The sequence below is a fragment of the Kingella negevensis genome, from assembly GCF_030177895.1.
Taxonomy (GTDB): domain Bacteria; phylum Pseudomonadota; class Gammaproteobacteria; order Burkholderiales; family Neisseriaceae; genus Kingella_C; species Kingella_C negevensis.
In genome coordinates, this window is the sequence record NZ_CP123448.1 from 57291 (window position 1) to 81406 (window position 24116).

A 24116-nucleotide genomic window follows, 5' to 3' on the forward strand; every position below is an offset into this window, starting at 1 on the left:
TCAAACAGAATCTGCTTAATTCTATTTTCAGGCTGCGTTTTATTCTTAGAACGCAGCCTGAAACTTTTTTTGCTAGTAAAATGTAGCCTGAAAATTTTTACAGAAAAAACACCATGTCAAAAAACTGCTTCCACTGCGGCTTGCCCGTTCCCGACAATATTCATTTAACCATTCAATACGAACAACACGAACACGCCGTTTGCTGTTTGGGTTGCCAATCGGTCGCGCAAGGCATTATTGACGCTGGCTTGGGCAATTATTACCAAAACCGCACCGCTAACGCCGAACAAGCCGCTTTGCCGCCTGACGAAATTTTGGCGCAATTAAAATTATACGATTTACCCGAAATGCAAGCCGATTTCGTGGAAATGCTGCCTGAAAACGAAAAAGAAGCCATGTTGATGTTGAGCGGCATCACTTGCGCGGCGTGTACTTGGTTGATTGAACAACGATTATTGCGTTGCGCTGGCATTGTGCGCGCGGAATTGAATTACAGCACTCAGCGCGTGCGTGTGCGTTGGGACGATTCGCAAATTCAGCTATCGGGCATTTTGCGCTTGATTCAGCAAACAGGCTATTCCGCCGCGCCTTATGATTCGCAAAAATTAGAAGCGCAAACCACACGCGAGCGCAAGCAAATGTTAATCCGTCTAGCGATTGCAGGGCTGGCGAGTATGCAAACGATGATGTTTGCGTTGCCCACTTATTTGTATGGCGACATTGAATCGCAATATTTGACGATTTTGCATTGGGGTGGCTTTTTAATGGTGCTGCCGACCATGTTTTATTCCGCGCAACCGTTTTACATGGGCGCGTGGCGTGATTTTCGCAACAAACGCACAGGCATGGATACGCCGATTGCGATGGCGATTACGCTGACGTTTATCGCAGGATTGGGCGCGTTGTATCACGGTTCGGGGCAGGGCTTGTATTTTGAAAGCATTGCCATGCTGGTGTTTTTTTTGCTGATTGGGCGATTTATGGAGCAATCGGCGCGGCGAAAAGCAGGCGATGCGGCGGAGCGTTTGGTTAAACTTGTGCCAGCGTTTTGTCATCAGTTGCGCCATTTTCCCGATGAAACCAGCGAAGAAGCGGCGGTGGTTTCGTTGAAAATTGACGATGTGATTTTGGTTCGCGCTGGCGAAATTGTGCCTGTGGACGGCACCGTGTTGCGTGGCGAAAGTGAAATTAACGAAGCGATGTTAACTGGCGAATCCGTGCCGATTGCCAAATTTTCAGGCAGCACGGTTACGGCTGGGACGCTGAATGTTGGCAGTCCCTTGATTATCCAAGCAAAACAAGTTGGCAACCAAACACGATTGGCGCACATCGTGAAACTGCTTGACCGTGCATTGGCACAAAAACCGCGTTTGGCGGTGCTGGCTGAAAAATATGCTGGCGCGTTTACGTTGGCGCAAATTGTGTTGGCGATTCCGACTTTTTTCGCGTGGTGGTATTTCGCGGATATTTTGCAAGCGGTGTGGATTATCGTGGCGTTGCTTGTGATTACTTGTCCGTGCGCGTTGTCGTTGGCGACCCCTGCGGCGTTGGCGGCGAGCATGGGCAAATTGGCAAATGGCGGCGTGTTGGTGGCGCGTGGTCATGCGCTGGAAACGCTGGCGCAGGTTAGCGATGCGGTTTTGGATAAGACTGGTACGCTGACGACTGGGCAATTATCCATTGTGGAAACGCAGATTTTTTCAGGCAGCCTGAAAACGGCGGAACTGGTGGCGGTGGTGCAATTATTGGAGCAGCATTCTGAACACCCGATTGCACGAGCTGTGTTGGGTTTGGCGAATGAATTTTCAGGCAGCATTCAGATTCAAAATAAAATCAACAAGATTGGCAACGGCGTTTCCGCGCAAATTACGTTGAACGGCGACACGCAAATTTGGTCAATCGGTAAACCTGATTTTGTCGCAGAAATCGCAGGAACGCTGCCTGAAAAATTGGCAGCATTGAGCGAAAAAGGCAGCGTGATTGCATTGGGCAATCAAACAGGTTTTCAGGCTGCCTTTTTGCTGCGCGACCAAGTGAAAACGGACGCGGCGGCGATTATTCAGCATTTGCAGCGCGAAAATATCGCCGTGCATTTGTTGAGTGGCGATAACGCGGCGGCGGTCAATCAGTTGGCGGACGAATTGGGGATTGCGAACCGTTGCGCGGCGGCATCGCCTGAAGACAAATTGGCGTATGTGCAGCGATTGCAAGGGCAGGGCAAATGCGTGTTTATGCTGGGCGATGGGATTAACGATGCGCCTGTATTGGCAGCAGCGAATGTGTCGGCGGCGGTGGCTGGTAGTGCGGACGTGGCGCGAGACGGCGCGGATATTGTGTTGCTGAACGATGAATTGACCGCGTTGCCGATGATGTTGAATCAGTCGCGCAGAACGCAGAATGTGATTCGGCAGAATTTGCTTTGGGGGCTGGTGTATAACGTGGCAGTTGTGCCGTTGGCAGTGCTGGGGCATGTTACGCCGTGGATGGCGGCGATTGGGATGAGTGCGAGTTCGTTGTTGGTGGTTTGGAATGCATTGCGGTTAAGGAAATAATTGCAGCCTGAAAAATGCAGCCTAAAATTATCTTTCAGGCTGCATTTCTATCTTCAAACTGAAAAAATCAGCAACAAATGTTCTTTGCAAATTTTGTTTGACTTAAGTCATTAACGAGTGATTTATGGCTGAGTAAATAAAATGCTATTGTTTTACATCAAGTTAATAGAAATTTTGACAGATATAATCAAGCATTACATAAATCTATAATCAGGATAATTTGGAGTAGAAATCATGTCTGAAGTAAAACAAGGCGGCGGTAAATATCGCGCGATTACGCTTGCCGTGGGTATATTTTTGGTGCGGATTAGCATTGTGTTGGTTACAAACTATCGACTATCTGTAAAAGAATCGCGTTTGAACATGCAAATCAACGCCATCGGTGAGCTGAGTGACTATACGTATGACGTAGGCTTAAATATTCACCGTTTGCGAAACGCACAATTGCATCAAAAAACGCTTGATGAAAGCATCAAATCCGTAAAATTCGCCAACGAACAAGTCAATAAAATGTTCGATTTGATTAAAGTGGGCGGTAAGTTTGACGCAGCAGGTGAAAAAGAAGCCACTGTGTACCCAATCGACAACCCTAAAACATTGGCACAATACGAAGAAGTCAAAAAATTGTGGGCAACTTATCAGCAACAGCTACAAATCTTGGGGCAAGAAAATGCCGATTATCAAGCCTTGTCTGATTTCGCTGCTGCACAACAAGAAAATGTCTATACCGCAGTCGATAACATGGTGGTATCGCTTACCGACGATTATCGTCAAACCGCGCGTGAAGAACGTTACATTCAAATGGCTGGTGTAGGCTTGCTGGTGGCATTCTTTGGCGTGTTCGTGTTCTATTTCATTCGCCAAATGCAAAAAGCCGATGTGGTGCTGGAAAAAGCTCGTCAAGAAACGCGCGATATTTTGGACTCAGTATCAGAAGGTTTGTTCTTGTTGGACAAAGACATGAACGTGGGTCATCAACACTCACGCGCTTTGGAAGAAATTTTGGGGCAACAACGCGTAGCAGGTAACAACTTCTTCGAAATGGCGAGCGACATGCTCACATCTGACAAAAAACGCAACGCATTGAAATTGTTTGTAGAACAGCTTTACAACGCGCGAGTGGTGGAAAAACTGATTGCAGGTTTGAACCCATTGCGCCGCGTGGAAGTGCAAAATAATAATGAAGAACCACGCACCTTAGCATTCAACTTCTCACGCGTGGTGAAAGACAACGCCATTAGCAAAGTGCTGGTCAGCGTGCGCGATATTACCGACGCAGCACGTTTGGAAGAACAATTGCAACGCGAACAAGAACAAGCCAACCAACAAGCGGAAATGATTAGCCACTTGATGAACGCAGATTACAGCATGATGGCAGCGTTCTTGCGCGGCGCAGTACAAACACTGAACGACATCAACACCACTCTGAAGCAGCCTGAAAACAATGAATACGACTTGCGCGAAAAAGCCAAAAGCATTGCGCGCGATATTCACGGGATTAAAGGCGAAGCGTCTGCCCTGAAACTAAAACTAATCGTCAGCAAAGCAGAAGTGTTTGAAGATGCTGTTAAAAAATTGATGGATAAAGACCGCTTGGCGGGTAACGATTTCTTAGGTGCTGTAGTCGATTTAGAAGGCTTGCTGACTTTGGTACTGCAAGCGCGTGAATGGCACAGTAAAATGCAGCCTTCAGAAGCCACAGGTTCACAAAAAACTTCTGCGGCGCAAACAGGCATTGCCCCATTATTTGAAAAATTTGTGCAAGAAATTGCCAGTCGCCACAACAAAATCGCCGCATTAGATGCGCGTGGCATGGAATACTTTGACCAACACCCAGACAAATTGCAAGCGTGGAAAGATGTGCTGATTCAATTGCTGCGTAACTCAGTGGTACACGGCATCGAGCAGCCTGAAGAACGTGCTGCTTTGTCTAAATCACGCGAAGGCACAGTGAAATTGTTTGTCGAACAAAACAGCGGCAATGTGCGCCTGATTGTGGAAGATGACGGCAAAGGTTTGGACTTTGAGCTGATTCGCGCCAAAGCCGCCCAAATGGGTTTAGCCAGCGAACAAGAATTGGCAGCGTGGGAGCATTCTCGCTTGTTGCAACTGATTTTTGAACCAGGCTTCACCACGCACACCCATTCCGATGAAGACGCAGGTCGTGGCGTGGGCATGGATATTGTGAAAGAACGCATTAACCAATTGCACGCTAAATTTAAAGTACACACCGTTTCAAAACAGTTCACACGTTTTGTAATTGATTTATAAGGAGAATCAGTATGTATAGATTAATGATTGTTGATGATTCTAACGTGATTCGTAACCGCATCGAACGCGGCTTAGCAGGCAGCGACATTCAATTTGAAGTCGTCGCTACCGCATCAAACGGCAACGAAGCTGTGGAACAATTCAGAAAAACACGCCCACAATTTGTAACCATGGACATTACCATGCCAGGAATGGACGGCTTGGAATGCGTGCAGTCTTTGATGACGCTTGACCCAAACGTAAATATTCTCGTGATTTCTGCATTGTCTGACGAATACACAGGTTTGCTGGCATTGAGCTACGGCGCGCGCGGTTTCTTGAACAAACCGTTCCGCGATGAAGAATTGGCTGAAGCGTTGCAACAGTTGGTTGCTAATCAGTAATTTCGCGAATAAAAACAGCCCTAACGATAGAAAGAACATCGATAGGGCTGTTATAATATGCACACCATTTTCAGGCTGCTTTTTTATATAAAGGCAGCCTGAAAAAAATATAGTTGATGCAATTATTTTTGGGGCTGTCCTAGATGACTAGGATAAACTCGATTTTACTAATTGTTTTAAAACGGAAATTTTAACTTTTATCTCACTGTTGTTAAAACACCATTCGCACGCCTTTAAATACAGCTCAAAATGCTCTTTGGGAATGCCGTTAAACTTACGTAAATGACTTTTGCTTGGTTCCAAAAGTTCTCAATTCCATTGATAACGCTGTATTAAAAGATAAGGGCATTGACTATAGTGTATTTTCATACGCTATCACATAGGCAGCCTGAAAATTAATGGGGGAATAAAATGAATTTTCCTGTGCAACAATGGCAATTTAAAAATCACAGAATCAGTTGGTTGATTTTTGGGGCAGCGAGTTTAGCCGTAACCTTATTGGTAGCTTATTTTGTGTGGCTTTTACCTATTGGTGAATCTTGGTTATTATTAGCAGCATTTGTCGCTTTACTTGTTTATATCCTACATAAAATGAGCAGTGAAATATATTGGTATTGGCGCAATCCATCTGAATTTATTTATTTAGACAATGATGACGTACATTTTTGCGTTTACCCTTTCTCAGGCAGCCTGAAATATACAGATATAGCCAAAGCAGTGCATTGGTATGTTGAGCGTGCAGATAACAGAAGAAGATATGATAAAGACATCGGCATCATCATAACCACGCAACAAGGCGAACACATTTACCTGAATTTGGAACGCATGATACAAAGCAATGATGGCATTTCGTTTGGCACAAACAGCAGCGTTGTGATTCAAGAATTGAATAAGCGAATGAAGGCAGCCTGAAACACCATTTCTTAAAACTTTTAAAATACAAAAGAAAGACAAAACAATGACTTGGGAAACCGTAATCGGATTAGAAATCCACGTTCAACTCAACACCAAATCCAAAATTTTTAGCGGTGCAAGCACTGCTTTTGGCGCAGAACCGAATGCTCACGCCAGCGTTGTAGAATGCGCTTTACCTGGCGTGTTGCCTGTAATGAACCGCGAAGTCGTGGAAAAGGCGATTAAATTGGGCTTGGCTCTGAACGCGAAAATCAATCAAAAAAATGTGTTTGACCGCAAAAATTATTTCTACCCAGATTTACCAAAAGGCTATCAAATCAGCCAGTTAGATTTGCCAATCGTGGAACATGGTCAATTAGAAATCGTGGTTGGCAATGACGTGAAAATGATTAACGTAACTCGCGCCCACATGGAAGAAGACGCAGGTAAATCCGTTCACGAGGGCTTAAACGGCGCGACTGGGATTGACTTGAACCGCGCAGGTACGCCTTTGTTGGAAGTGGTTTCCGAGCCTGAAATGCGTTCGGCGGCAGAAGCAGTTGCCTATGCGAAAGCCTTGCACGGTTTGGTAACTTGGTTGGATATTTGCGATGGCAATATGGCGGAAGGTTCGTTCCGTGTGGATGCGAATGTGTCGGTACGCCCAAAAGGTCAAGCGGAATTTGGTACACGCCGTGAAATCAAGAACTTAAACTCATTCCGTTTCTTGGAGCAAGCGATTAATTACGAAGTGGAAGCTCAAATTGAGATTTTGGAAGACGGCGGCAAGGTGCAACAAGCAACCATGTTGTTTGACCCTGACAAAGGCGAAACGCGCGTGATGCGCCTGAAAGAAGACGCGCACGATTATCGCTATTTCCCCGACCCTGATTTGTTGCCAGTCATCATTTCGGACGCGCAAATGGAAAAAGCCAAAGCGCAAATGCCTGAATTACCAAAAGAAATGGCGGTGCGTTTTGTGAATGAATTTGGCGTGAGCGAATACGATGCGCGTTTGCTGACGGGTTCGCGTGTGCAGGCTGCTTTTTTCACGGAAGCGGCGAGCGCGAGCAATCAAGGCAAATTGGTTGCCAACTGGATGAATGGTGAATTGGCAGCAACTTTAAACAAAGAAGGTTTAGAGTTGGCGCAAAGCCCAATTACAGCAGCACGTTTGGCGGCGTTGGTTGGCAAAATCGCGGACGGCACGTTGAGCAGCAAATTGGCGAAAAAAGCGTTTGAAGCGATGTGGGCTGAACCCGATGCCACGATTGAGCAAATCATTGAAAAACATGGTTTAGTTCAAATCACGGACACAGGCGCGATTGAAGCAATGGTTGATGAAGTATTGGCGAACAACGCGAAAGCGGTTGAACAATACAAATCGGGCAACGAAAAAGCGTTGAATGCGATTGTCGGTCAAGTGATGAAAGCCAGCAAAGGCAAGGCCAATCCGACTGCGGTGCAGGATTTGGTTAAAGCGAAATTGAGTTAAAAATAAACAGGCAGCCTGAAAACGAATTAGTTTTTTTAGGCTGCCTGAATTGTTTTTGTGGGAGCAATATGATGAAAATGATTCATTCTTTTTTGTTCTTAGCGATATTTTTAACGGCTTGCCAGCCTGAAAATACATCTGCGCCACAGCCTAAAAATGTGCCAGTCATTCCCTATGAAAAAATGGCAGCAAGCAGATTGGGATAAATTTTTCACGCCAAAATATCAGAGTAAAGAACCCGAAATGGGCGAAAGTAGCGTGGTTTATTTGCCGCTTGCTACGCAGTATCCCAAAAATGATTGCGTGATTTTGACGTACGACTATTCTGACGATGGTGCAAAAGTAATGTTATTAACTTCGCTTTCCATGCTCAAAGCCTATGAAAATTTCAAATTGGCAGAGATGAAAAAAGAATATCCCACAGAAGCCTCTGCTGCGGAACATGGGCTAACGCTGGAAGATGTAACCCCTGATATTGCCAAAATGATGAAGCAGTTGAAACCTGCGCCCAATAATCAGTTTGGCTGCCAGTACATTTTCTCACCATCTAATACAGGCTATGCTTCACGTTTAATTTATCAAGGCAATTATTCATTGTGGGACGAAAAAGCGCAGAAATTTGCAGATTCTGTTAGCGTGTTTTTTGAAAACAGCGCAACTGGCTGATATATCACCTATCTTGTTGGCAAAATCCCTGCTAGTGTCAGCGTTTTTGAACAAAGAGATAAACGGTTTTATTCTAGCATTTGGTATGTGCAATAACCTTTTTCAGGCTGCATTTCAATACAAAACGCAGCCTGAAAAACATTCACTGATTTTTCCGAATCCAACCCACCCAACTCTCAAACAATTCAGGCAGCCCAGCCGCAATCACAGAGCGTTTAAACGTATGTAAACCACTCCAAAAATCATCGCCCTCCAGCGTCGTCAGCAAGCCACCTGACTCCTCAAAAATCAACGCCCCAGCCGCGTAATCCCAAAAATTTTGTCCGCCGTGAATATAAATATCATAGCGACCCGCTGCCAAATAACACCAATCCAGCGTACTGCTACCCAAACAGCGCGAAGTTCCAAAAGGCGCAAAATGATGAATGCTGCTGGCTAATTTCGCCGAGCGCAGTCGTTTCATATCCACGCCAGCAATCGCTTCACGCAGCTTTTTTGGCACACGGCGCAACGGCAACTTTTCGCCATTCAAAAACGCCCCAAAGCCACGTACCGCCGAAAAACATTCGCCACTCACAGGATTAAACACCAACCCCATTTGCGTGCGACTCTGCTGCACAAACGCCGCCGAAACCGCAAAATGCGGAATTCCATTCACAAAATTATTCGTCCCATCAATCGGGTCAATCACCCACAAACCGTCCGCCGAATCACGCCACAAACGCAACTGCACATCAGCCGCCATTTCCTCGCCCAAAACAGGCACATCAATAATCTCACGCAGCCTGAAAACCAACGCCTGTTGCGCCGCCAAATCCGCCTGAGAAAGCACGCTGCAGTCCGCCTTGTGCGAATAAGCCGTTTTCAAAAAATAAGGCATAATTTCACGCTCCGCAACATCACGAACCGCCATTTCAAGCATTTCAATCGGTTTCATCGGTAGAATTTTGTTAAAATATAAAGTAATTATATTAACACTTTCCCTTATCAAACAAAATGCCACGATTTTATTTAACCGACACCTTAACCGACTATAGCGACTATTCGCTGCCTGAAAACATCGTCCGCCACGTTCACGTTTTGCGCCTCAATGCTGGCGACGCACTCACGCTATTCAATGGCGATGGCAACGAATACCACGCCGAATTAACCGAAGTGGGCAAACGGCAAGCCACTTGCCGCATAACCGAAATTGCCGCCGCCAATCACGAAAGCAAGCTAAACATCACGCTGGTGCAAGCCATTTCCAGCGGCGATCGCATGGATTTCACGCTGCAAAAAAGCGTGGAATTGGGTGTGGCAAGCATTCAGCCGATTTTGAGCGAACGCTGCGTGGTGCGATTGTCGGGCGAGCGAGCGGACAAGCGCGTGCAGCGTTGGCAAGAAATTGTGATTTCCGCTTGCGAACAAAGTGGGCGAAATATTGTGCCAGTGGTGCAGCCGATTATCAGTTTGCGCGATTATTTGCGACAAGTTTCGCCCGATGAATTGCATTTGCTGATGAGCCTCAATCGCGCAACCACGCTGAGCAATATCGCGCCTGCGCCTGAAAAAGTGCATTTGATGATTGGTCCTGAAGGTGGCTGGACGGTTGCGGAAGAGCAAGCGGCGTTTGATGTGGGTTTTCAAGCAGTTACGTTGGGTAAACGCGTTCTGCGGACGGAAACAGCAAGTTTGGCGGCGATTGCGGCAATGCAGACGTTGTGGGGTGATTTTATTTGATTGAGTAACAAAAAGCAGCCTGAAAATCAGTTTTCAGGCTGCTTTTTGCGTGTGTGATACGGGTTAAATTGTGTAAAAGGTGCAGCCTGAAAATGGTCGGAAAAATTTGCTTACAAAATAAGCAAATTTGGTTTCTATTTGTTTTATTTAATATTTTTAATTATTCAATAACTGAAACGCAATTTCATGGCTGAATTATGATTTTTCAGGCTGCATTTTTACAAAATTTTCGTTTAAATCAGATGTTTTGCTGCGTTTTGGTGGTTTGATGTAAACGCGTTTTTCTATTATAGTGTCGGGTTGTGGTGGAAAGTGGTGCGAAGTGTCGTTTTCTGATTTTTCTAACCTTATTTTTCAGGCTGCAATATGTTTCGCGGTTCACATGAATTAACGATAGACAACAAAGGACGGTTGGCAATTCCTGCCAAGTTCCGTGATGTTTTGTCGCGTGAATTTGCTGAAAATACGCTGGTGGCGACTTTGGATAGCCGCGACCGTTTGCTGGTGTATCCTGAATGTGAGTGGGAAAAAGTGGAACGCCAACTGCTTGCGTTGAATGTGAAAGGCAAGCCGAATTTGCAGCTTTATCAAAATTTGTTGTTGCATAATGCGGATACGTTGGAATTGGACGGGGCAGGGCGTGTGCTGTTGCCTGCCAATCTGCGGCGTTTAGTGAATTTTGATAAAGATGTGATGCTGGTTGGGCGCGTGAACCGTTTGGAATTGTGGGGACGCGAACAAAAACTGGCAAAAACAGAAGCCGCGTTGTCCATTGACCCTGATGAACTTGATTTTGATTTGAGCCAAACTGATTTGCAATTATGACGAACCAAACTTTTGAACATATTACTGTTTTGCTGCATGAAGCGGTTGATGGACTGAATATTCAGCCCAATGGCGTTTATGTGGACGGCACGTTTGGGCGAGGTGGGCATTCGCGTTTAATTTTGTCAAAACTGGGCGAAGCAGGGCGTTTGGTGGTGTTTGATAAAGACCCTCAGGCGATTGCTGTGGCGCAGGAGTTGGCAGCAAATGATAAGCGTGTGAGCGTGGTTCACAATGGCTTTGCGACTTTTCAGGCTGCGTTAGATGATTTGAATATTGAAAAAATTGATGGTGCGTTGTTTGATTTGGGCATTTCTTCGCCGCAAATTGATGACGCATCGCGCGGGTTTAGTTTCCGTTTTGACGCGCCTTTGGATATGCGTATGGATACCACTCGCGGTCAGTCGGCGGCAGAATGGTTGGCGGTGGCTGATGAATTGGAAATACACGAGGTAATTAAAAATTATGGTGAAGAGCGGTTTAGTCGCCAGATTGCGCGTGCCATTGTCGCGCAACGCGGTAAAACTCCCATCAATACAACCCACCAGTTGGCGCAAATCGCGGCGCAATGCGTCCGTACTCGTGAGCGTGGACAAGACCCTGCTACGCGCACCTTCCAAGCCATTCGCATCTTTATTAACCGCGAATTGGACGAGGTCAAGGAGGTCTTGCCGCAAGTTGTCTCGCGTTTGAATGTGGGTGGGCGCTTGTCTGTGATTTCGTTCCATTCTTTGGAAGATAGGATTGTGAAGCAGTTTATCCGCCAATATTCTACGCATGCGCCGCTGCCGAAATGGGCGGCGGTTCGTGAAGCGGATTTGCCGCAACCGCCTTTGTTGGCAATTGGCAAGGCGATTAAGGCAAGTGAAGCGGAATTGGCGGCAAACCTACGAGCGCGTTCTGCGGTGTTGCGTCTGGCGGAGCGAACGAGTGGCGAATTTAAATTTCAGGCTGCCTGAAAGTAAGTGGAAAGATGACGTTTTCTAAATTTAATTTGATTTTGTTGATTGCGGTTACGATGTCTGCGCTTTATGTGACGGATTTACGCATGGGCATTAAGCGGCAAACGCATTTATATGGTAAAGGGCAGGAAGAGGAAATTCGCTTGAATCAGGAACGGGCGGAATTGCTTTATGAGCAAACGAAGTATTCTGATAAAAAACAAGTGATGGAAGCGGCGACTAGAATGAAAATGCACGAGCCGAAACCTGAAGAAACTGTTGCTTTGAGATTTTAACCTAGTAGTTGATGCAATTATTTTTTAATAATAAGGCGACAGCGACCGCCGTGTACATCTAGTACATAAGGGCGTTGGCAACGCAATATTAAAAGATAAGTGCATTAACCATAGTAGTTTTTTAAAGAAATAATATGCTGATTCGTAATGAATATAAGCCGTACATGGCAAAAAAAGAAGAAAAAACGCGGCTGGTGGTGGAAAACAATAAACGCTTGTCATGGCTTTTAGTAGCTATTGGTGGGGCGTTTTTTGTTTTGGTTGGCTATAGTTTTATGGTTCAAGCTAATCACCGCAACGAATTAAGCAAGTTTGGTAACGACCGCGTGGTGCGTAGTATTCGTGAACCTGCGCTGCGTGGCATGATTACTGACCGCAATGGCACTATTTTGGCAGCAAGCCGTTATTTGAAAATTGCTACGTTCAATCCGCGCGCTATTTACACACCAAAACGCGCTGGCGATAGCGTGAACTGGAAAATTGTGAGCGATGAACAGTTTGCAAAATTGGCTAAAATTCTGAAGCTGCCTGAAAAAGAAGTTCGTCAAAAATTGCAAGATACTTCAAGCCAGTATGTAAAATTTAAAGCAGAATTGTCTTTAGATGAAGCTGACCAGCTTAAGGCTTTAAAAATCCCCACCTTGCGTTTTGAAAACCGTACTGAGCGCACTTATCCAACGGGTAACTTGTTCTCGCATATTGTGGGATTTGCCAATAGCGAAGGCAAAGGCTTGGAAGGGATTGAACGCACTCAAGACGAAGCGTTGAAAGGTAAAGATGGGCAACAAGTGGTTCTGCGCGACCGCCATCAAAATATCGTTGAATTGATTGATTCGCCTGATAATGTGGTGGCACAACCAGGGGAAACATTAGTTTTATCGGTTGATAGTTCCATTCAGCAGTTGGCACACGACCAGTTAGTCGCCACGCTAAAACACTTTAATGCGAAAGCAGGCGGCGCGGTGGTTTTAGATGCGCAAACGGGCGAAATTTTGGCGATGAGCAGTTTGCCTGATTATGATGCAAACTTTTATCAGGCTTATCCTGAAGACAGTTTGCGTAATTTTGCAGTGGGTGTAACGCTGGAACCTGGTTCGGTGATAAAACCTTTTGTGGTTTCTAAAGCATTAGATGATGGCAAAATTAATCGCCATACTTGGTTTAATACTTCGCCTTATGAAGTGTCAGGTAAAACGATTAAAGACCCACACAGCTATCCTTCATTAAGCACTGAAGGCATTTTGCAAAAATCGTCTAACGTGGGTACAAGCAAAATCGCAGCGATGTATTCACCTGATGAGTTGTATCAGCAATTCAGAAAAGTGGGATTTGGTAGCAAAACCAAGTCGGGTGTGAGCGGCGAACAAAGCGCAGCGATTAAACCAGCTTCACAATGGTCCAAGCTAGACCGCGCTGTGATGTCTTATGGCTACGCGATTACCGTGAATTTGTTGCAAATGGCGCAGGCATACACCATTTTCACAACGGACGGCAAATTGATGCCAGCTACCATTTTCAAACAAACTCAACGCCCAGAAGGCACGCAAATCATCAAACCAGACACTGCACGTCAAATGCGCGAAATGATGATGAGTATTACCAAAAAAGGTGGTACAGGTCAGGCAGGCGCAGTACCAGGCTTTGACGTTGCAGCCAAAACGGGTACAGCACGAAAAGCAGAAGACGGTAAATATGAAGGCAAATACCGTGCCAGCTTTGTGGGCTTTGCGCCAGCAGAAAATCCGCGCTTGATTGTGGCTGTAACCATTGATGAACCAAGCGGAAATGGTTACTACGGTGGTACAGTGGCAGGTCCAGCATTCCGTGAAATCATGGGTGGTGGTTTGAAAATTTTAGGCGTAAAACCTACTTATGTAACCGAAACTGATATTAACGAAACGCAGCCTGAAAAAGTAGCTACACGATAATAAAACAGACCTTTGTTGTGCGTTTTGCATGATAAAGGTCGTTTACGTAAAATATACGGATAATTTTAGGCAGCCTGAAAAATAATTCAAACATCAATACAAAGGATTAACCAAAATGTTTAGCAAAATCGCCGCACCCAAACAAACAGAACTCCCAACGCTTAAACATTTCCCAAGTGAAACCGAACACCTAACAGCCGACAGCCGCCAAATACGCACAGGTGACACCTTTGTCGCATGCCAAGGCGAATATGCAGATGGCAGAACCTACATTCAGGCTGCCATCAACCACGGTGCAGCATTTGTTTACTGGGACGCAGACGGCGATTTTGCATGGCAGCCTGAATGGCAAGTACCCAATCAACCCATTGCTAAATTGCGCCAACGCGCAGGCATGTTAGCCGCCACAGCGTATGGCAACACCGAAAACCCATTAGACGTGATTGGCGTAACAGGCACAAACGGCAAAACATCCATCACACAATGGATCGCACAAGCTATTGATAGTTTGGAGAAAAAAAACGCTTGTGCCATTATCGGCACAGTTGGCAACGGCTACTGGGGCGCATTGCAAGAAACCACGCACACCACGCCAGACCCCGTTTCCGTACAAACCCTGTTGCGCCAATACCGCCAAGACGGTGCAAAACACGTCACAATGGAAGTATCCAGCCACGGATTGCACCAATATCGCGTAAACGGCGTGCCCTTTTCAACCGCCATTTTCACCAACCTAACGCGCGACCACTTGGACTATCACAAAACCATGGAAGAATACGGCGCAACCAAAGCCCGATTATTCCACTGGCAAGGCTTGCAAAATGCCATTATCAATAGTGATGATGAATTTGGCGCAAAACTCATTTCCGAATTAAAACAACACTATTCAGGCAGCCTGAAAACCTATTCCTACGGTTTCAACGAACACGCCGACATCAAAATCACAGAATTTGTCGCGAATACGCAAGGCATGAAAATTGGTTTGCAAACACCTTGGGGCAATGGCAGCGTACAAACGCGCTTGCTCGGACGATTTAACGCGCAAAATTTCGCCGCCGCGTTGGGCGCATTGTGCGCGGAAGGCTATGATTTTCAGGCAGCCTTAAACGCGTTGGCGCAAATCCGCCCAGCCACAGGGCGCATGGACTGTATTATCATTGAAAACAAGCCGTTAGTGGTTGTGGACTACGCCCACACACCTGACGCGCTGGAAAAAGCATTGTCCACTTTGCGCGAAATTCAGCAGCCTGAAAGCCAGCTTTGGTGCGTGTTTGGCTGTGGCGGCAACCGCGACCGTGGCAAACGTCCGTTAATGGGTGCGGTAGCGGCACAGGGCGCGGACAAAGTGGTTGTTACCAGCGACAATCCGCGCATGGAAGAACCTGACGCGATTATCGCCGACATTTTGCCAGCTGTGCCAAATGCAGCGTTGGCGGAAGTGGATAGAAAATTAGCGATAGAACAAGCGATTAGCCAAGCGAGCGTTCACGATATTATTTTGATTGCAGGCAAAGGGCACGAAACGTATCAAGATGTTCAGGGCGTGAAACATCATTTTTCAGATTTTGAGATTGCTCAATTGGCGTTAGAAAGGAAATAAATCGTGAAAGAATGGCGTTATCAACTCAAACAACCATGGTGGAAAAGTTTTTTCAGGCAGCCTGAAAATCAAAAAAAAGATTGGTTTATTCGTGCTGACAATAAAGGGATTCACTTTTTGGCAGAATTATTGCCTGAAAACGATTTGGTTCAGTAATCGGTGACTTGGCATGAATTAACAGATTTATATGTGGTTGAAAATTGGGCAATTGTGCTGCAGCTTGATGAAGTACCTGATAAAAAAGGTTGTTTTTATGAGTATGCCGTTAGCACACAAGATTTATTAGCCAATCAAGTGGAATTAGAACGCGATTTATTAACCCTGTGGCAGCAACATATTGATATTCGCGCGTTGCGTGAAAAATATTCTGATGCTGGCATTGGTAAAGGATTTATGCAAGGAGAAACGCAGTAAAGATTCGCGTATTGATTAGATTGCTTGGAAAACGAGAAATAACAATGAAAAACCTAGATTTGAACTTTATTTGTAAAACCTTAAATTTACCCAAACCACACAATAACCAAACCATCAACCGCGTGATTACCGACAGCCGCCAAGCACAATCAGGCGATTTATTTGTCGCGTTGATTGGCGAAAACCACGACGCGCACAAATTCGTTCCGCAAGTTTTGGAAACAGGCGCGATTGCGTTGGTATCACGTGAAGATTACGCGAATTTTTCAGGCTGCCTGAAAGTGGCGGACACGCTCACCGCGCTGCAAATACTCGCCGCCGCGTGGCGCAAACACATCAATCCGTTTGTGTACGGCATCACAGGTTCAAGCGGCAAAACGACCGTCAAAGAAATGCTGGCTGGCATTTTGCGCGAAACTTACGGCGTGGACGCGGTGTTAGCAACGGCTGGCAATTTCAATAATCACATTGGTTTACCGCTTACATTATTGAATTTACGCGAAAATCATCGTTATGCTGTGATTGAAATGGGCATGAACCATTTTGGCGAATTGGCGTTATTGACGCAACTTGCGCAGCCGAATGTGGCGTATGTGAACAATGCAATGCGCGCGCATATCGGTTGTGGATTCAATGGCGTAGATGATATTGCTTGCGCCAAAAGTGAAATTTATCAAGGCTTGCAAGCGGATGGCGTGGCGATTTTGCCGTGTGAAGATACGAATTTGCCAATTTTTCAGGCAGCAACGACTGCATTTAAGCAAATGACGTTTGGCGTGGAATCGGGCGATGTTCACGCGGAAAATATTACGCTTGAACCGTTAAGCAGTTCTTTTGATTTGGTTTATCAAGGCGAAACGCAAGCTATTCAGTTGCCTGTGGCTGGCAAACACAATGTGAGCAATGCTTGCGGTGCGAGCGCGTTGGCGTTGGCTGGTGGCGTGAAATTGACAGAAATTGCGCGTGGTTTTGCGAATTTCAGCAATATTAAAGGACGTTTGCAACTGAAACGCGGTTTGCGCAATGCAACCGTGTTGGACGACACTTATAACGCGAACCCTGACAGCATGAAAGCAGCGTTGGACGTGTTGGCGAAATTGCCTGCACCGCGCATTTTCATCATGGGCGACATGGGTGAATTGGGCGAAGATGAAGCCCCAAAAATGCACGAAGAAATCGGCATTTACGCGAAAAATTTGGGTATTAAAATGGCGTATTTTGTTGGCGAAAACAGCGTTCAGGCAGCTGAAAAATTTGGCGCGGACGGTTTGTGGTTTGTCGATAAAGACCCGTTGATTTTGTCATTGGTGCATGATTTGCCTGAAAATGCGAGCGTGTTGGTCAAAGGTTCGCGTTTTATGAAAATGGAAGAAGTGGTTGAAAATCTGATAAAATAACCGTTTTTTGCTTTCAGGCTGCCTGAAAACTTGTTCATTATAAAAATCAAGGAAGTACAAATGCTTATCTTACTTGCCAAGTATTTACAATCTTGGGAAACCGCGTTTAATGTTTTTCAATACACCACTTTTCGTGCTGTGATGGCAGCATTGACCGCTTTGGCGTTCAGTTTGTTGTTGGGTCCGTGGACCATTCGTAAATTAACCGCGTTGAAAGTAGGGCAGGCTGTGCGTACCGATGGACCGCAAACGCATTTAGTCAAAAATGGCACGCCAACAATGGGCGGTTCGCTGATTTTAACGGCGATTACGGTTTCTACGCTGCTTTGGAGTCATTTGGCAAATCCGTATATTTGGATTTTGTTGGTGGTTTTACTGGCAACAGGTGCGCTGGGTTTTTATGATGATTGGCGCAAAGTGGTTTACAAAGCCCCAAACGGCGTGTCAGCAAAATTCAAAATGGTTTGGCAGTCTGCAGTGGCTTTATTTTCAGGTTTGGCGTTGTTTTTCTTAGCGAAAAGTGATGCAAATAATATTTTGATTGTGCCATTTTTTAAACAAATTGCGCTGCCATTGGGTGTGATTGGCTTCATTATTTTGACTTATTTGACGATTGTCGGTACATCTAACGCCGTGAATTTAACGGACGGTTTGGACGGATTGGCGGCGTTCCCTGTGGTTTTAGTGGCTGGCGGCTTGGCTATTTTTGCTTATGCGACAGGGCATGCGCAGTTTTCGCAATATTTGCAGTTGCCTTATGTGGCTGGCGCGAATGAAGTGATGATTTTCTGTGCAGCGATGTGTGGTGCGTGTTTGGGCTTTTTGTGGTTTAACGCGTATCCTGCGCAAGTATTTATGGGCGACGTGGGTGCGTTGGCGTTGGGCGCAGCTTTGGGTACAGTGGCTGTGATTATTCGTCAGGAATTTGTATTGGTGATTATGGGCGGCTTGTTTGTGGTGGAAGCGTTGAGCGTGATGCTGCAAGTGGGTTGGTACAAAAAAACCAAAAAACGCATTTTCTTGATGGCACCAATTCATCATCACTATGAACAAAAGGGTTGGAAAGAAACGCAAGTCGTTGTTCGTTTTTGGATTATTACCATTGTGTTGGTGTTGATTGGTTTATCTACTTTGAAAATTCGTTAATACAAAAAAGCAGCCTGAAACTTTCAGGCTGCTTTTTTTATGCTTCTACTAAATCATCTTCTTTGTGCGTCAAAAATCCGCGTAATTTTTGTATGGCTTTATTTTCAATTTGGCGAATACGCTCGGCAGAAACGCCATATTCAGCCGCCAATTCATGCAAAGTTAAACCGCCATCATCTTGTAACCAGCGCGTTTCCACAATGCGGCGACTGCGGTCATCTAACTGAGCTAACGCATTTTGCAAACCGTCTGTTTGCAGTGCGTAATGTGCTTTTTTTGCTAACTGTTGACTAGGTTCGCTATCAGTATCGCTCAACCAATCAATCGGCGCAAAATTATTGTCGTCATCATCTGAATTTTCTGCCAACAAAGCCACATCATGCCCTGTCATGCGCTGTTCCATTTCCATGACTTCAGATAATTTCACACCTAAATCATCAGCAATATCTTGTGCTTCTTTTGGGCTTAACGCGCTCAAACTTTTGCGCATGCTGCGTAAATTGAAGAACAATTTACGCTGCGGTTTAGTGGTTGCAATGCGAACCAAACGCCAGTTGCGCAAAATAAATTCGTGAATTTCTGCTTTAATCCAATGCACCGCAAACGAGAACAAACGCGCCCCGTGAGTCGGTTCAAAGCGTTTAACGGCTTTCATCAAACCGATATTGCCTTCTTGAATCAAGTCAGCTTGGTTTAAACCATAGCCGTCATAACCGCGAGCAATGGAAACCACTACGCGCAAATGCGATAAAATTAGTTGTTTTGCAGCTTCCAAATCGCCACGTAATTGGCGGTTTGCTAAAGAAGTTTCTTCTTCTAAAGTCAGCATAGGAATGTTGTTCACAGTGTGAATGTATTGCTCTAAGCTGCCATGTCCACTCAGTATAGGTAATGCAAAAGCGTTGTTCATCTGATGTGTCCTTTCTTATTATTGTCGGTTTTTGCCAACACAAATCGTTTGACAAGGGTTTTATTATACACTTTCCCGACAAGATAACTAGGGTAATCGCGCTAAATTACGTTAATTTTTGCAAGTTGCTATTGACAGAATGTGAAACGTGCGTTTCTCTCCGCAGCCTGAAAAATGTTTGCAACTGTTGCTGCGCTTCTTCTGCCAATACGCCACCTAAAATAGCGGTGTGTTTGTTTAATGTGGTGTTAGTGAATAAATCAATCACGCTGCCAGCTGCGCCTGTTTTCGGTTCACTTGCAGCAAAAGTCACACGTGCCACACGCGCTTGAATAATTGCGCTGGCACACATGGCGCAGGGCTCTAGCGAAACGTACATATCACATTCATTCAAGCGATAGTTACCCAAAACTTGACCAGCCATTGCCAAAGCCTGAATTTCCGCGTGATGGCTGATATTGCAATCCACCACGCAACGATTATGTGCTTGAGCAATAATGTTGCCTTGATGAACCACAATAGCACCCACAGGCACTTCGCCCAATTCCGCCGCCAACGCAGCCTGAAAAAGTGCGGCTTGCATGAATTGTACCATTTCATTTTGTGGCGGGAAGATAGCAACAGGCGGCATTTCATGCAGTTGTTGTTCCCAAAATTGGCGTTCTTGTTCGCTTAAATCTTGCACGTTTTTCAGGCTGCATAAAGCAACCAGTTGCCAAAAAACGCTTTTGGTTACGCTTAAGCCTGATTGTTTCAGTAGCAAAAATGCGTAGCAAGGATTGGTAGCTTGTAAATCTGCTAATGTGTGAATATTCAAATCCGCTAATTGTGCAATTACTTTGGGCGAGAGTGGGGGAGTGGTTAATTTCATAAACAAATGCAGCCTGAAAACGAAAAACAAGGAAATCTATTTAACAGATTTCCTTGTTCTTTTAAATGTAAATGGGATTAAGCCAAAGCAGCTTTTGCTTTTTCAACCAATTGAGCAAATGCAGCTTTATCAAATACAGCCAAATCAGCCAATACTTTGCGGTCTAATTCAATAGCAGCGCGTTTCAAGCCATTCATGAATTTGCTGTAAGACAAACCATTTTGACGAGCACCTGCATTGATACGAGCAATCCACAATTGACGGAATTGACGTTTGCGTTGACGGCGGTCACGGTATGCATATTGACCAGCTTTCATCACCGCTTGTTTAGCGATACGATAGACGTTTTTACGACGACCGCGGTAGCCTGTAGCTAACGCAATTACTTTTTTGTGACGAGCACGAGCGGTAACACCGCGTTTTACGCGTGGCATAATTTAACTCCTTTAAGCGTAAGGTAACATTTTAGCAACTGACAACATATCGCGTTGATTAACCATAGCGGTACCGCGCAGTTGACGTTTAGTTTTAGTGGTTTTTTTGGTTAAGATGTGGCTTTTGTAAGCATGACCACGTTTTACACCACCGTTACCCAGTACTTTAAAGCGTTTTTTCGCGCTAGACTTGGTTTTCATTTTAGGCATGGGAAAACTCCATTAAATTTATAAGATAAGGCATCGGGAGATTGCAGAACAATGCTTGAAACCCGAAACCACGGTTTTATGCCGCTAAAATAACGCTTTCCTGATGCGGCTAATCAGGAAAGCGCGAGATTATACAATTATTTTTTCTTCGGCGCAATCATCATCACCATTTGGCGACCTTCTAATTTAGGGAATTGCTCAACTTGACCTTCTTCCACCAAATCCGCTTTTACGCGTTCCAATAATTGTGCGCCTAATTGTTGGTGCGCCATTTCGCGACCGCGGAAACGCAAAGTGATTTTCACTTTGTCGCCATCTGCCAAAAATTCGCGGACTTTACGCATTTTGATGTTGTAATCGCCGTCATCAGTTCCTGGGCGGAACTTGATTTCTTTGATTTGAACTTGTTTTTGTTTTTTCTTCGCTTCGTCACGTTTTTTGGATTGCTCGTATTTGTATTTACCAAAATCCATGAGTTTGCAAACAGGCGGCTTGGCAGTAGGGGAAATCTCTACCAAATCCACGTCTTGTTCTTCAGCCATTGACAAGGCTTCTTTTATGCTCACAACGCCGAGTTGCTCGCCGTCGCCACTGATTAAGCGCACTTCTTTAGCGGTGATTTCGCCATTGATTCGTGCTTCGCGTTCTTGCTGTGCGATGATGAATGCTCCTATAAAGGTTTATCGGGACACGTTTCGTGAAAATAAATAGGGAAACGTGCATGAAAAAATTTGCGCAATTTTACTCGCTTTTAGGCAGCCTGAAAAGTATTTCATTTTCAGGCTGCCAATTTATTTTTTTGCTAAAATGCAGCCTGAAAAATATTCACAATAAACGAGGCTTTTTATGGCAAAACTCACCCCGTTAAAAATCATATTTTGGGCAGCGACCATCAGTTTATTTGCAGGACTAAGCGTAGGTGCGTGGTTCTTTATCCAGCAGACCAGCGCAAGTGCCGCAAAAATCCACGATGTAGAACGCGCTCCAAGGCAGCCTGAAAAACCGCTAGCCACAAATGAACCTATCCCCGAACCCATGGCTTCATCACCCTTTGAAAACACAGGCAATAGCACAGGGCAAGATGTGGTGATTAACGCAGGCGATTTTATTTACAACAACGGCGAAACGCGTGTGCGCTTGCTGCTCAACAATCAAGGCACATTTCCAGCAACTGCCGTTTACGTTAGCCTAAATTTATTTTTGGACGGCTCGCATGAACCAGTCGCGCAAATCATTGGTTCACCCGTTCTATTAAACGGCGCGTTGTACCCCAGCGAAAAACTGATGATTGAAATCCCCGTGCAAGGCGAGGCGTGGCAAAGCGAACAAGTCGCGCAAGCCAGCAAGCGCAAAATTGTGGTGCAGATTGTTTCTGTGGCAGACGGCAATAATGACAACGCCGATTATCCGCAAATCAGCGAGCCGCTCACGCTCAATCAAGTAAAACCCGTTTCGCCCGAACAATCGCAGGACGATAATCCGCCAGAAGAAGACGAAACCGCTTCAGAACCTGAAACATCGCAGCCTGAAAACGAACCCATTTTGCATGAAGACGAGCCAACAGGCGAACCACGAATCATACATTTTGAAGAAAAAACAACCGTACACTAATTTTCAGGCAGCCTGAAAACACAAAAAGAAAGCAAAAACATGAACCTACAAAACAAAAAAATTCTAGTCGCAGGCATGGGTGGCACAGGCATTTCCGTTTTGCGCTACTGCCAATACATTGGCGCAACCGCCGCTGCATACGATGCAAATTTATCTATAGAACGAGAAACCGAGTTAAAACAACAATTTCCCAATTTTCCCATTCTTTCAGGCAGCCTGAAAACCGCATTGGCAGACCGCGACGTATTAGTGATTAGCCCAGGGATTACCCGTCGGCAGCCTGAAATCCGCGAATTTGAAGCGCGTGGTGGCGAAGTGATTGGCGATGTTGCCATTCTGTCCGATTTGCTGCGCGACCAAAGCGACAAAATCATCGCTATCACAGGCAGTAACGGCAAAACAACCGTAACCAGTTTAGTTGGGCATTTGTGCGAAAAAAGCGGCTTGGATACCGTAGTGGCAGGAAACATCGGCACGCCCGTTTTAGAAGCATGGCTGGAACGTGGCGGTAAACCGGCCGATATTTGGGTGTTGGAACTGTCCAGCTTTCAACTGGAGACCACGCCGCAACTGAACGCAACCGCTGCAGCGTGCTTAAACGTATCCGAAGACCACTTAGACCGCTACGATGATTTGCTGGATTACGCGCGTACCAAAGACATGATTTTCAATGGCGGCGCGACGCAAGTCTTGAATGCGGACGACCCGTTTAGTTCAGCCATGAAACGCGATGGACACAAGGTTTGCCATTTTTCTTTGAAACAACGCAGCGATTATTATTTAGACACAGTTTCAGGCAGCCTGAAAAATCAAGATGTTGATTTGATGAGCGAAAGCGATATTCCGTTGCAAGGTAGCCATAACACCGCGAATGTGTTGGCGGCGTTGGCGTTATGTGAAAGCATTGGGCTGGAACGCGCTCAGTTGTTGCAACACGTCCGCACGTTTAAAGGCTTGCCGCACCGCGTGGAGAAAATCGGCGAGAAAAATGGCGTGATTTTTATTGACGACAGCAAAGGCACAAACGTGGGCGCGACTGTGGCGGCGATTGCTGGGCTGAAACAAAAATTGGCGTTGATTGCTGGCGGCATGGGCAAGGGGCAAGATTTCACGCCATTGAACGATGTGTTGCGCGGCAAGGCGAAAGCGGTTTACTTGATTGGCGTGGACGCGCAAAAAGTGGCGGCGGATTTGGCGAATTGCGGCGTGGAATTGATTTTCTGCGAAACGCTGCAACAAGCGGTTCAACAGGCTTATGCGGCGGCGGAATCGGGCGAGATTGTGTTGCTGAGTCCTGCTTGCGCAAGCTTTGATATGTTTAAGGGTTACGCGCACCGCTCGGAAGTGTTTGTGCAGGCGTTTAATGATTTGTGATGCAGCCTGAAAACTTAATTGTAGGTCGTGGCTGGTAGCCCGACATTTTGCTGAAATTTAACTATTTGTCGGGCAAGCCTGCCCGACCTACGATTATTTTGTGGAACGTTATTAAAACGCAGCCTGAAAACGTGAATATATGTTTTCAGGCTGCAAACGTCTGTTCAAATAAATGC

The 24116-nt window shown here is 45.6% G+C and carries 24 protein-coding genes and 1 pseudogene; 18 read left to right on the plus strand and 7 right to left on the minus strand.

Features of this window, described 5'->3' with window-relative positions; all coding sequences use genetic code 11:
- Positions 1–113: 113 nt before the first annotated feature.
- The 3 genes from QEO93_RS00295 (at position 114) to QEO93_RS00305 (ending at position 5206) form a co-directional block, all read left to right on the plus strand.
- Complete coding sequence (locus QEO93_RS00295) at positions 114–2552, plus strand: heavy metal translocating P-type ATPase (protein WP_085815463.1); 2439 nt, start codon at positions 114–116, stop codon at positions 2550–2552.
- A gap of 234 nt (positions 2553–2786) precedes the next feature.
- Positions 2787–4823 carry an ATP-binding protein gene (locus QEO93_RS00300; RefSeq protein WP_052368841.1) on the plus strand — a complete coding sequence of 679 codons (2037 nt, stop codon included), beginning with the start codon at positions 2787–2789 and terminating at the stop codon, positions 4821–4823.
- A gap of 11 nt (positions 4824–4834) precedes the next feature.
- On the plus strand, positions 4835–5206 hold the full coding sequence (locus tag QEO93_RS00305) for a response regulator (protein WP_032137917.1): 372 nt from the start codon (positions 4835–4837) through the stop codon (positions 5204–5206).
- A gap of 147 nt (positions 5207–5353) precedes the next feature.
- On the opposite strand, the pseudogene QEO93_RS00310 reads toward QEO93_RS00305, so the two are convergent.
- A pseudogene (locus tag QEO93_RS00310) lies at positions 5354–5529 on the minus strand (IS1595 family transposase); the annotation flags it as partial.
- Between the two features lie 88 nt (positions 5530–5617).
- On the opposite strand from QEO93_RS00310, the gene QEO93_RS00315 reads away from it, so the two are divergent.
- From QEO93_RS00315 to QEO93_RS00325, 3 genes are all read left to right on the plus strand, one after another.
- Entirely contained in the window at positions 5618–6118 is a 501-nt protein-coding gene (locus QEO93_RS00315; RefSeq protein WP_245190684.1) for a hypothetical protein, read from the plus strand.
- Positions 6119–6164: 46 nt separating this feature from the next.
- Positions 6165–7595, plus strand: a complete 1431-nt coding sequence (gene gatB / locus QEO93_RS00320) for an Asp-tRNA(Asn)/Glu-tRNA(Gln) amidotransferase subunit GatB (RefSeq protein WP_032137916.1) — start codon at positions 6165–6167, stop codon at positions 7593–7595.
- 174 nt (positions 7596–7769) lie between these two features.
- Positions 7770–8261, plus strand: coding sequence for a hypothetical protein (locus tag QEO93_RS00325; protein WP_032137915.1), 492 nt, complete (start codon positions 7770–7772; stop codon positions 8259–8261).
- A 142-nt stretch (positions 8262–8403) separates the two neighbouring features.
- Here QEO93_RS00325 and QEO93_RS00330 read toward each other — a convergent pair whose 3' ends face one another.
- A complete protein-coding gene (locus tag QEO93_RS00330; protein ID WP_032137914.1) occupies positions 8404–9198 on the minus strand; it encodes an inositol monophosphatase family protein in 795 nt (264 codons plus the stop codon).
- Between the two features lie 59 nt (positions 9199–9257).
- Here QEO93_RS00330 and QEO93_RS00335 point away from each other — a divergent pair, with 59 nt between their 5' ends.
- The 10 genes from QEO93_RS00335 (at position 9258) to mraY (ending at position 18530) form a co-directional block, all read left to right on the plus strand.
- Positions 9258–9983: a 16S rRNA (uracil(1498)-N(3))-methyltransferase gene (locus tag QEO93_RS00335; protein ID WP_032137913.1), complete on the plus strand. Its 726-nt coding sequence runs from the start codon at positions 9258–9260 to the stop codon at positions 9981–9983.
- 366 nt (positions 9984–10349) lie between these two features.
- Positions 10350–10808: a division/cell wall cluster transcriptional repressor MraZ gene (mraZ, locus tag QEO93_RS00340; protein WP_032137912.1), complete on the plus strand. Its 459-nt coding sequence runs from the start codon at positions 10350–10352 to the stop codon at positions 10806–10808.
- Positions 10805–11767, plus strand: coding sequence for a 16S rRNA (cytosine(1402)-N(4))-methyltransferase RsmH (gene rsmH, locus QEO93_RS00345; protein ID WP_032137911.1), 963 nt, complete (start codon positions 10805–10807; stop codon positions 11765–11767). The genes mraZ and rsmH overlap by 4 nt, the downstream gene beginning before the upstream one ends.
- Before the next feature lie 14 nt (positions 11768–11781).
- Entirely contained in the window at positions 11782–12045 is a 264-nt protein-coding gene (locus QEO93_RS00350) for a cell division protein FtsL (protein WP_032137910.1), read from the plus strand.
- A gap of 134 nt (positions 12046–12179) precedes the next feature.
- Positions 12180–13973 (plus strand): peptidoglycan D,D-transpeptidase FtsI family protein, encoded by a 1794-nt coding sequence (locus QEO93_RS00355; RefSeq protein ID WP_044250468.1) that lies wholly within the window; start codon positions 12180–12182, stop codon positions 13971–13973.
- Between the two features lie 115 nt (positions 13974–14088).
- Entirely contained in the window at positions 14089–15573 is a 1485-nt protein-coding gene (locus QEO93_RS00360; protein ID WP_032137909.1) for a UDP-N-acetylmuramoyl-L-alanyl-D-glutamate--2,6-diaminopimelate ligase, read from the plus strand.
- 3 nt (positions 15574–15576) lie between these two features.
- Positions 15577–15729, plus strand: coding sequence for a hypothetical protein (locus QEO93_RS00365; RefSeq protein ID WP_157686375.1), 153 nt, complete (start codon positions 15577–15579; stop codon positions 15727–15729).
- Positions 15730–15732: 3 nt separating this feature from the next.
- Positions 15733–15987, plus strand: coding sequence for a hypothetical protein (locus tag QEO93_RS00370; RefSeq protein ID WP_032137908.1), 255 nt, complete (start codon positions 15733–15735; stop codon positions 15985–15987).
- A gap of 44 nt (positions 15988–16031) precedes the next feature.
- The gene (locus QEO93_RS00375; RefSeq protein ID WP_032137907.1) at positions 16032–17384 is read left to right on the plus strand and encodes a UDP-N-acetylmuramoyl-tripeptide--D-alanyl-D-alanine ligase; all 1353 of its coding nucleotides are present in this window, start codon (positions 16032–16034) and stop codon (positions 17382–17384) included.
- A 60-nt stretch (positions 17385–17444) separates the two neighbouring features.
- Complete coding sequence (gene mraY, locus QEO93_RS00380; RefSeq protein ID WP_032137906.1) at positions 17445–18530, plus strand: phospho-N-acetylmuramoyl-pentapeptide-transferase; 1086 nt, start codon at positions 17445–17447, stop codon at positions 18528–18530.
- Positions 18531–18567: 37 nt separating this feature from the next.
- On the opposite strand, the gene rpoH is transcribed toward mraY, so the two are convergent.
- The 5 genes from rpoH to infC form a co-directional block, all read right to left on the minus strand.
- Complete coding sequence (rpoH, locus tag QEO93_RS00385; RefSeq protein ID WP_032137905.1) at positions 18568–19440, minus strand: RNA polymerase sigma factor RpoH; 873 nt, start codon at positions 19438–19440, stop codon at positions 18568–18570.
- Between the two features lie 106 nt (positions 19441–19546).
- The gene (gene tadA / locus QEO93_RS00390) at positions 19547–20311 is read right to left on the minus strand and encodes a tRNA adenosine(34) deaminase TadA (protein ID WP_044250464.1); all 765 of its coding nucleotides are present in this window, start codon (positions 20309–20311) and stop codon (positions 19547–19549) included.
- 77 nt (positions 20312–20388) lie between these two features.
- Complete coding sequence (gene rplT / locus QEO93_RS00395) at positions 20389–20745, minus strand: 50S ribosomal protein L20 (RefSeq protein WP_002641006.1); 357 nt, start codon at positions 20743–20745, stop codon at positions 20389–20391.
- 12 nt (positions 20746–20757) lie between these two features.
- Positions 20758–20955, minus strand: coding sequence for a 50S ribosomal protein L35 (gene rpmI / locus QEO93_RS00400; RefSeq protein WP_032137904.1), 198 nt, complete (start codon positions 20953–20955; stop codon positions 20758–20760).
- A 137-nt stretch (positions 20956–21092) separates the two neighbouring features.
- Positions 21093–21614 (minus strand): translation initiation factor IF-3, encoded by a 522-nt coding sequence (gene infC, locus QEO93_RS00405; protein WP_089152858.1) that lies wholly within the window; start codon positions 21612–21614, stop codon positions 21093–21095.
- Between the two features lie 187 nt (positions 21615–21801).
- On the opposite strand from infC, the gene QEO93_RS00410 reads away from it, so the two are divergent.
- Together QEO93_RS00410 and murD are read left to right on the plus strand one after the other, a co-directional pair.
- Entirely contained in the window at positions 21802–22566 is a 765-nt protein-coding gene (locus QEO93_RS00410; RefSeq protein WP_032137902.1) for a flagellar basal body-associated FliL family protein, read from the plus strand.
- Between the two features lie 39 nt (positions 22567–22605).
- Positions 22606–23940 carry a UDP-N-acetylmuramoyl-L-alanine--D-glutamate ligase gene (gene murD / locus QEO93_RS00415; protein WP_032137901.1) on the plus strand — a complete coding sequence of 445 codons (1335 nt, stop codon included), beginning with the start codon at positions 22606–22608 and terminating at the stop codon, positions 23938–23940.
- Positions 23941–24116 lie beyond the last annotated feature (176 nt).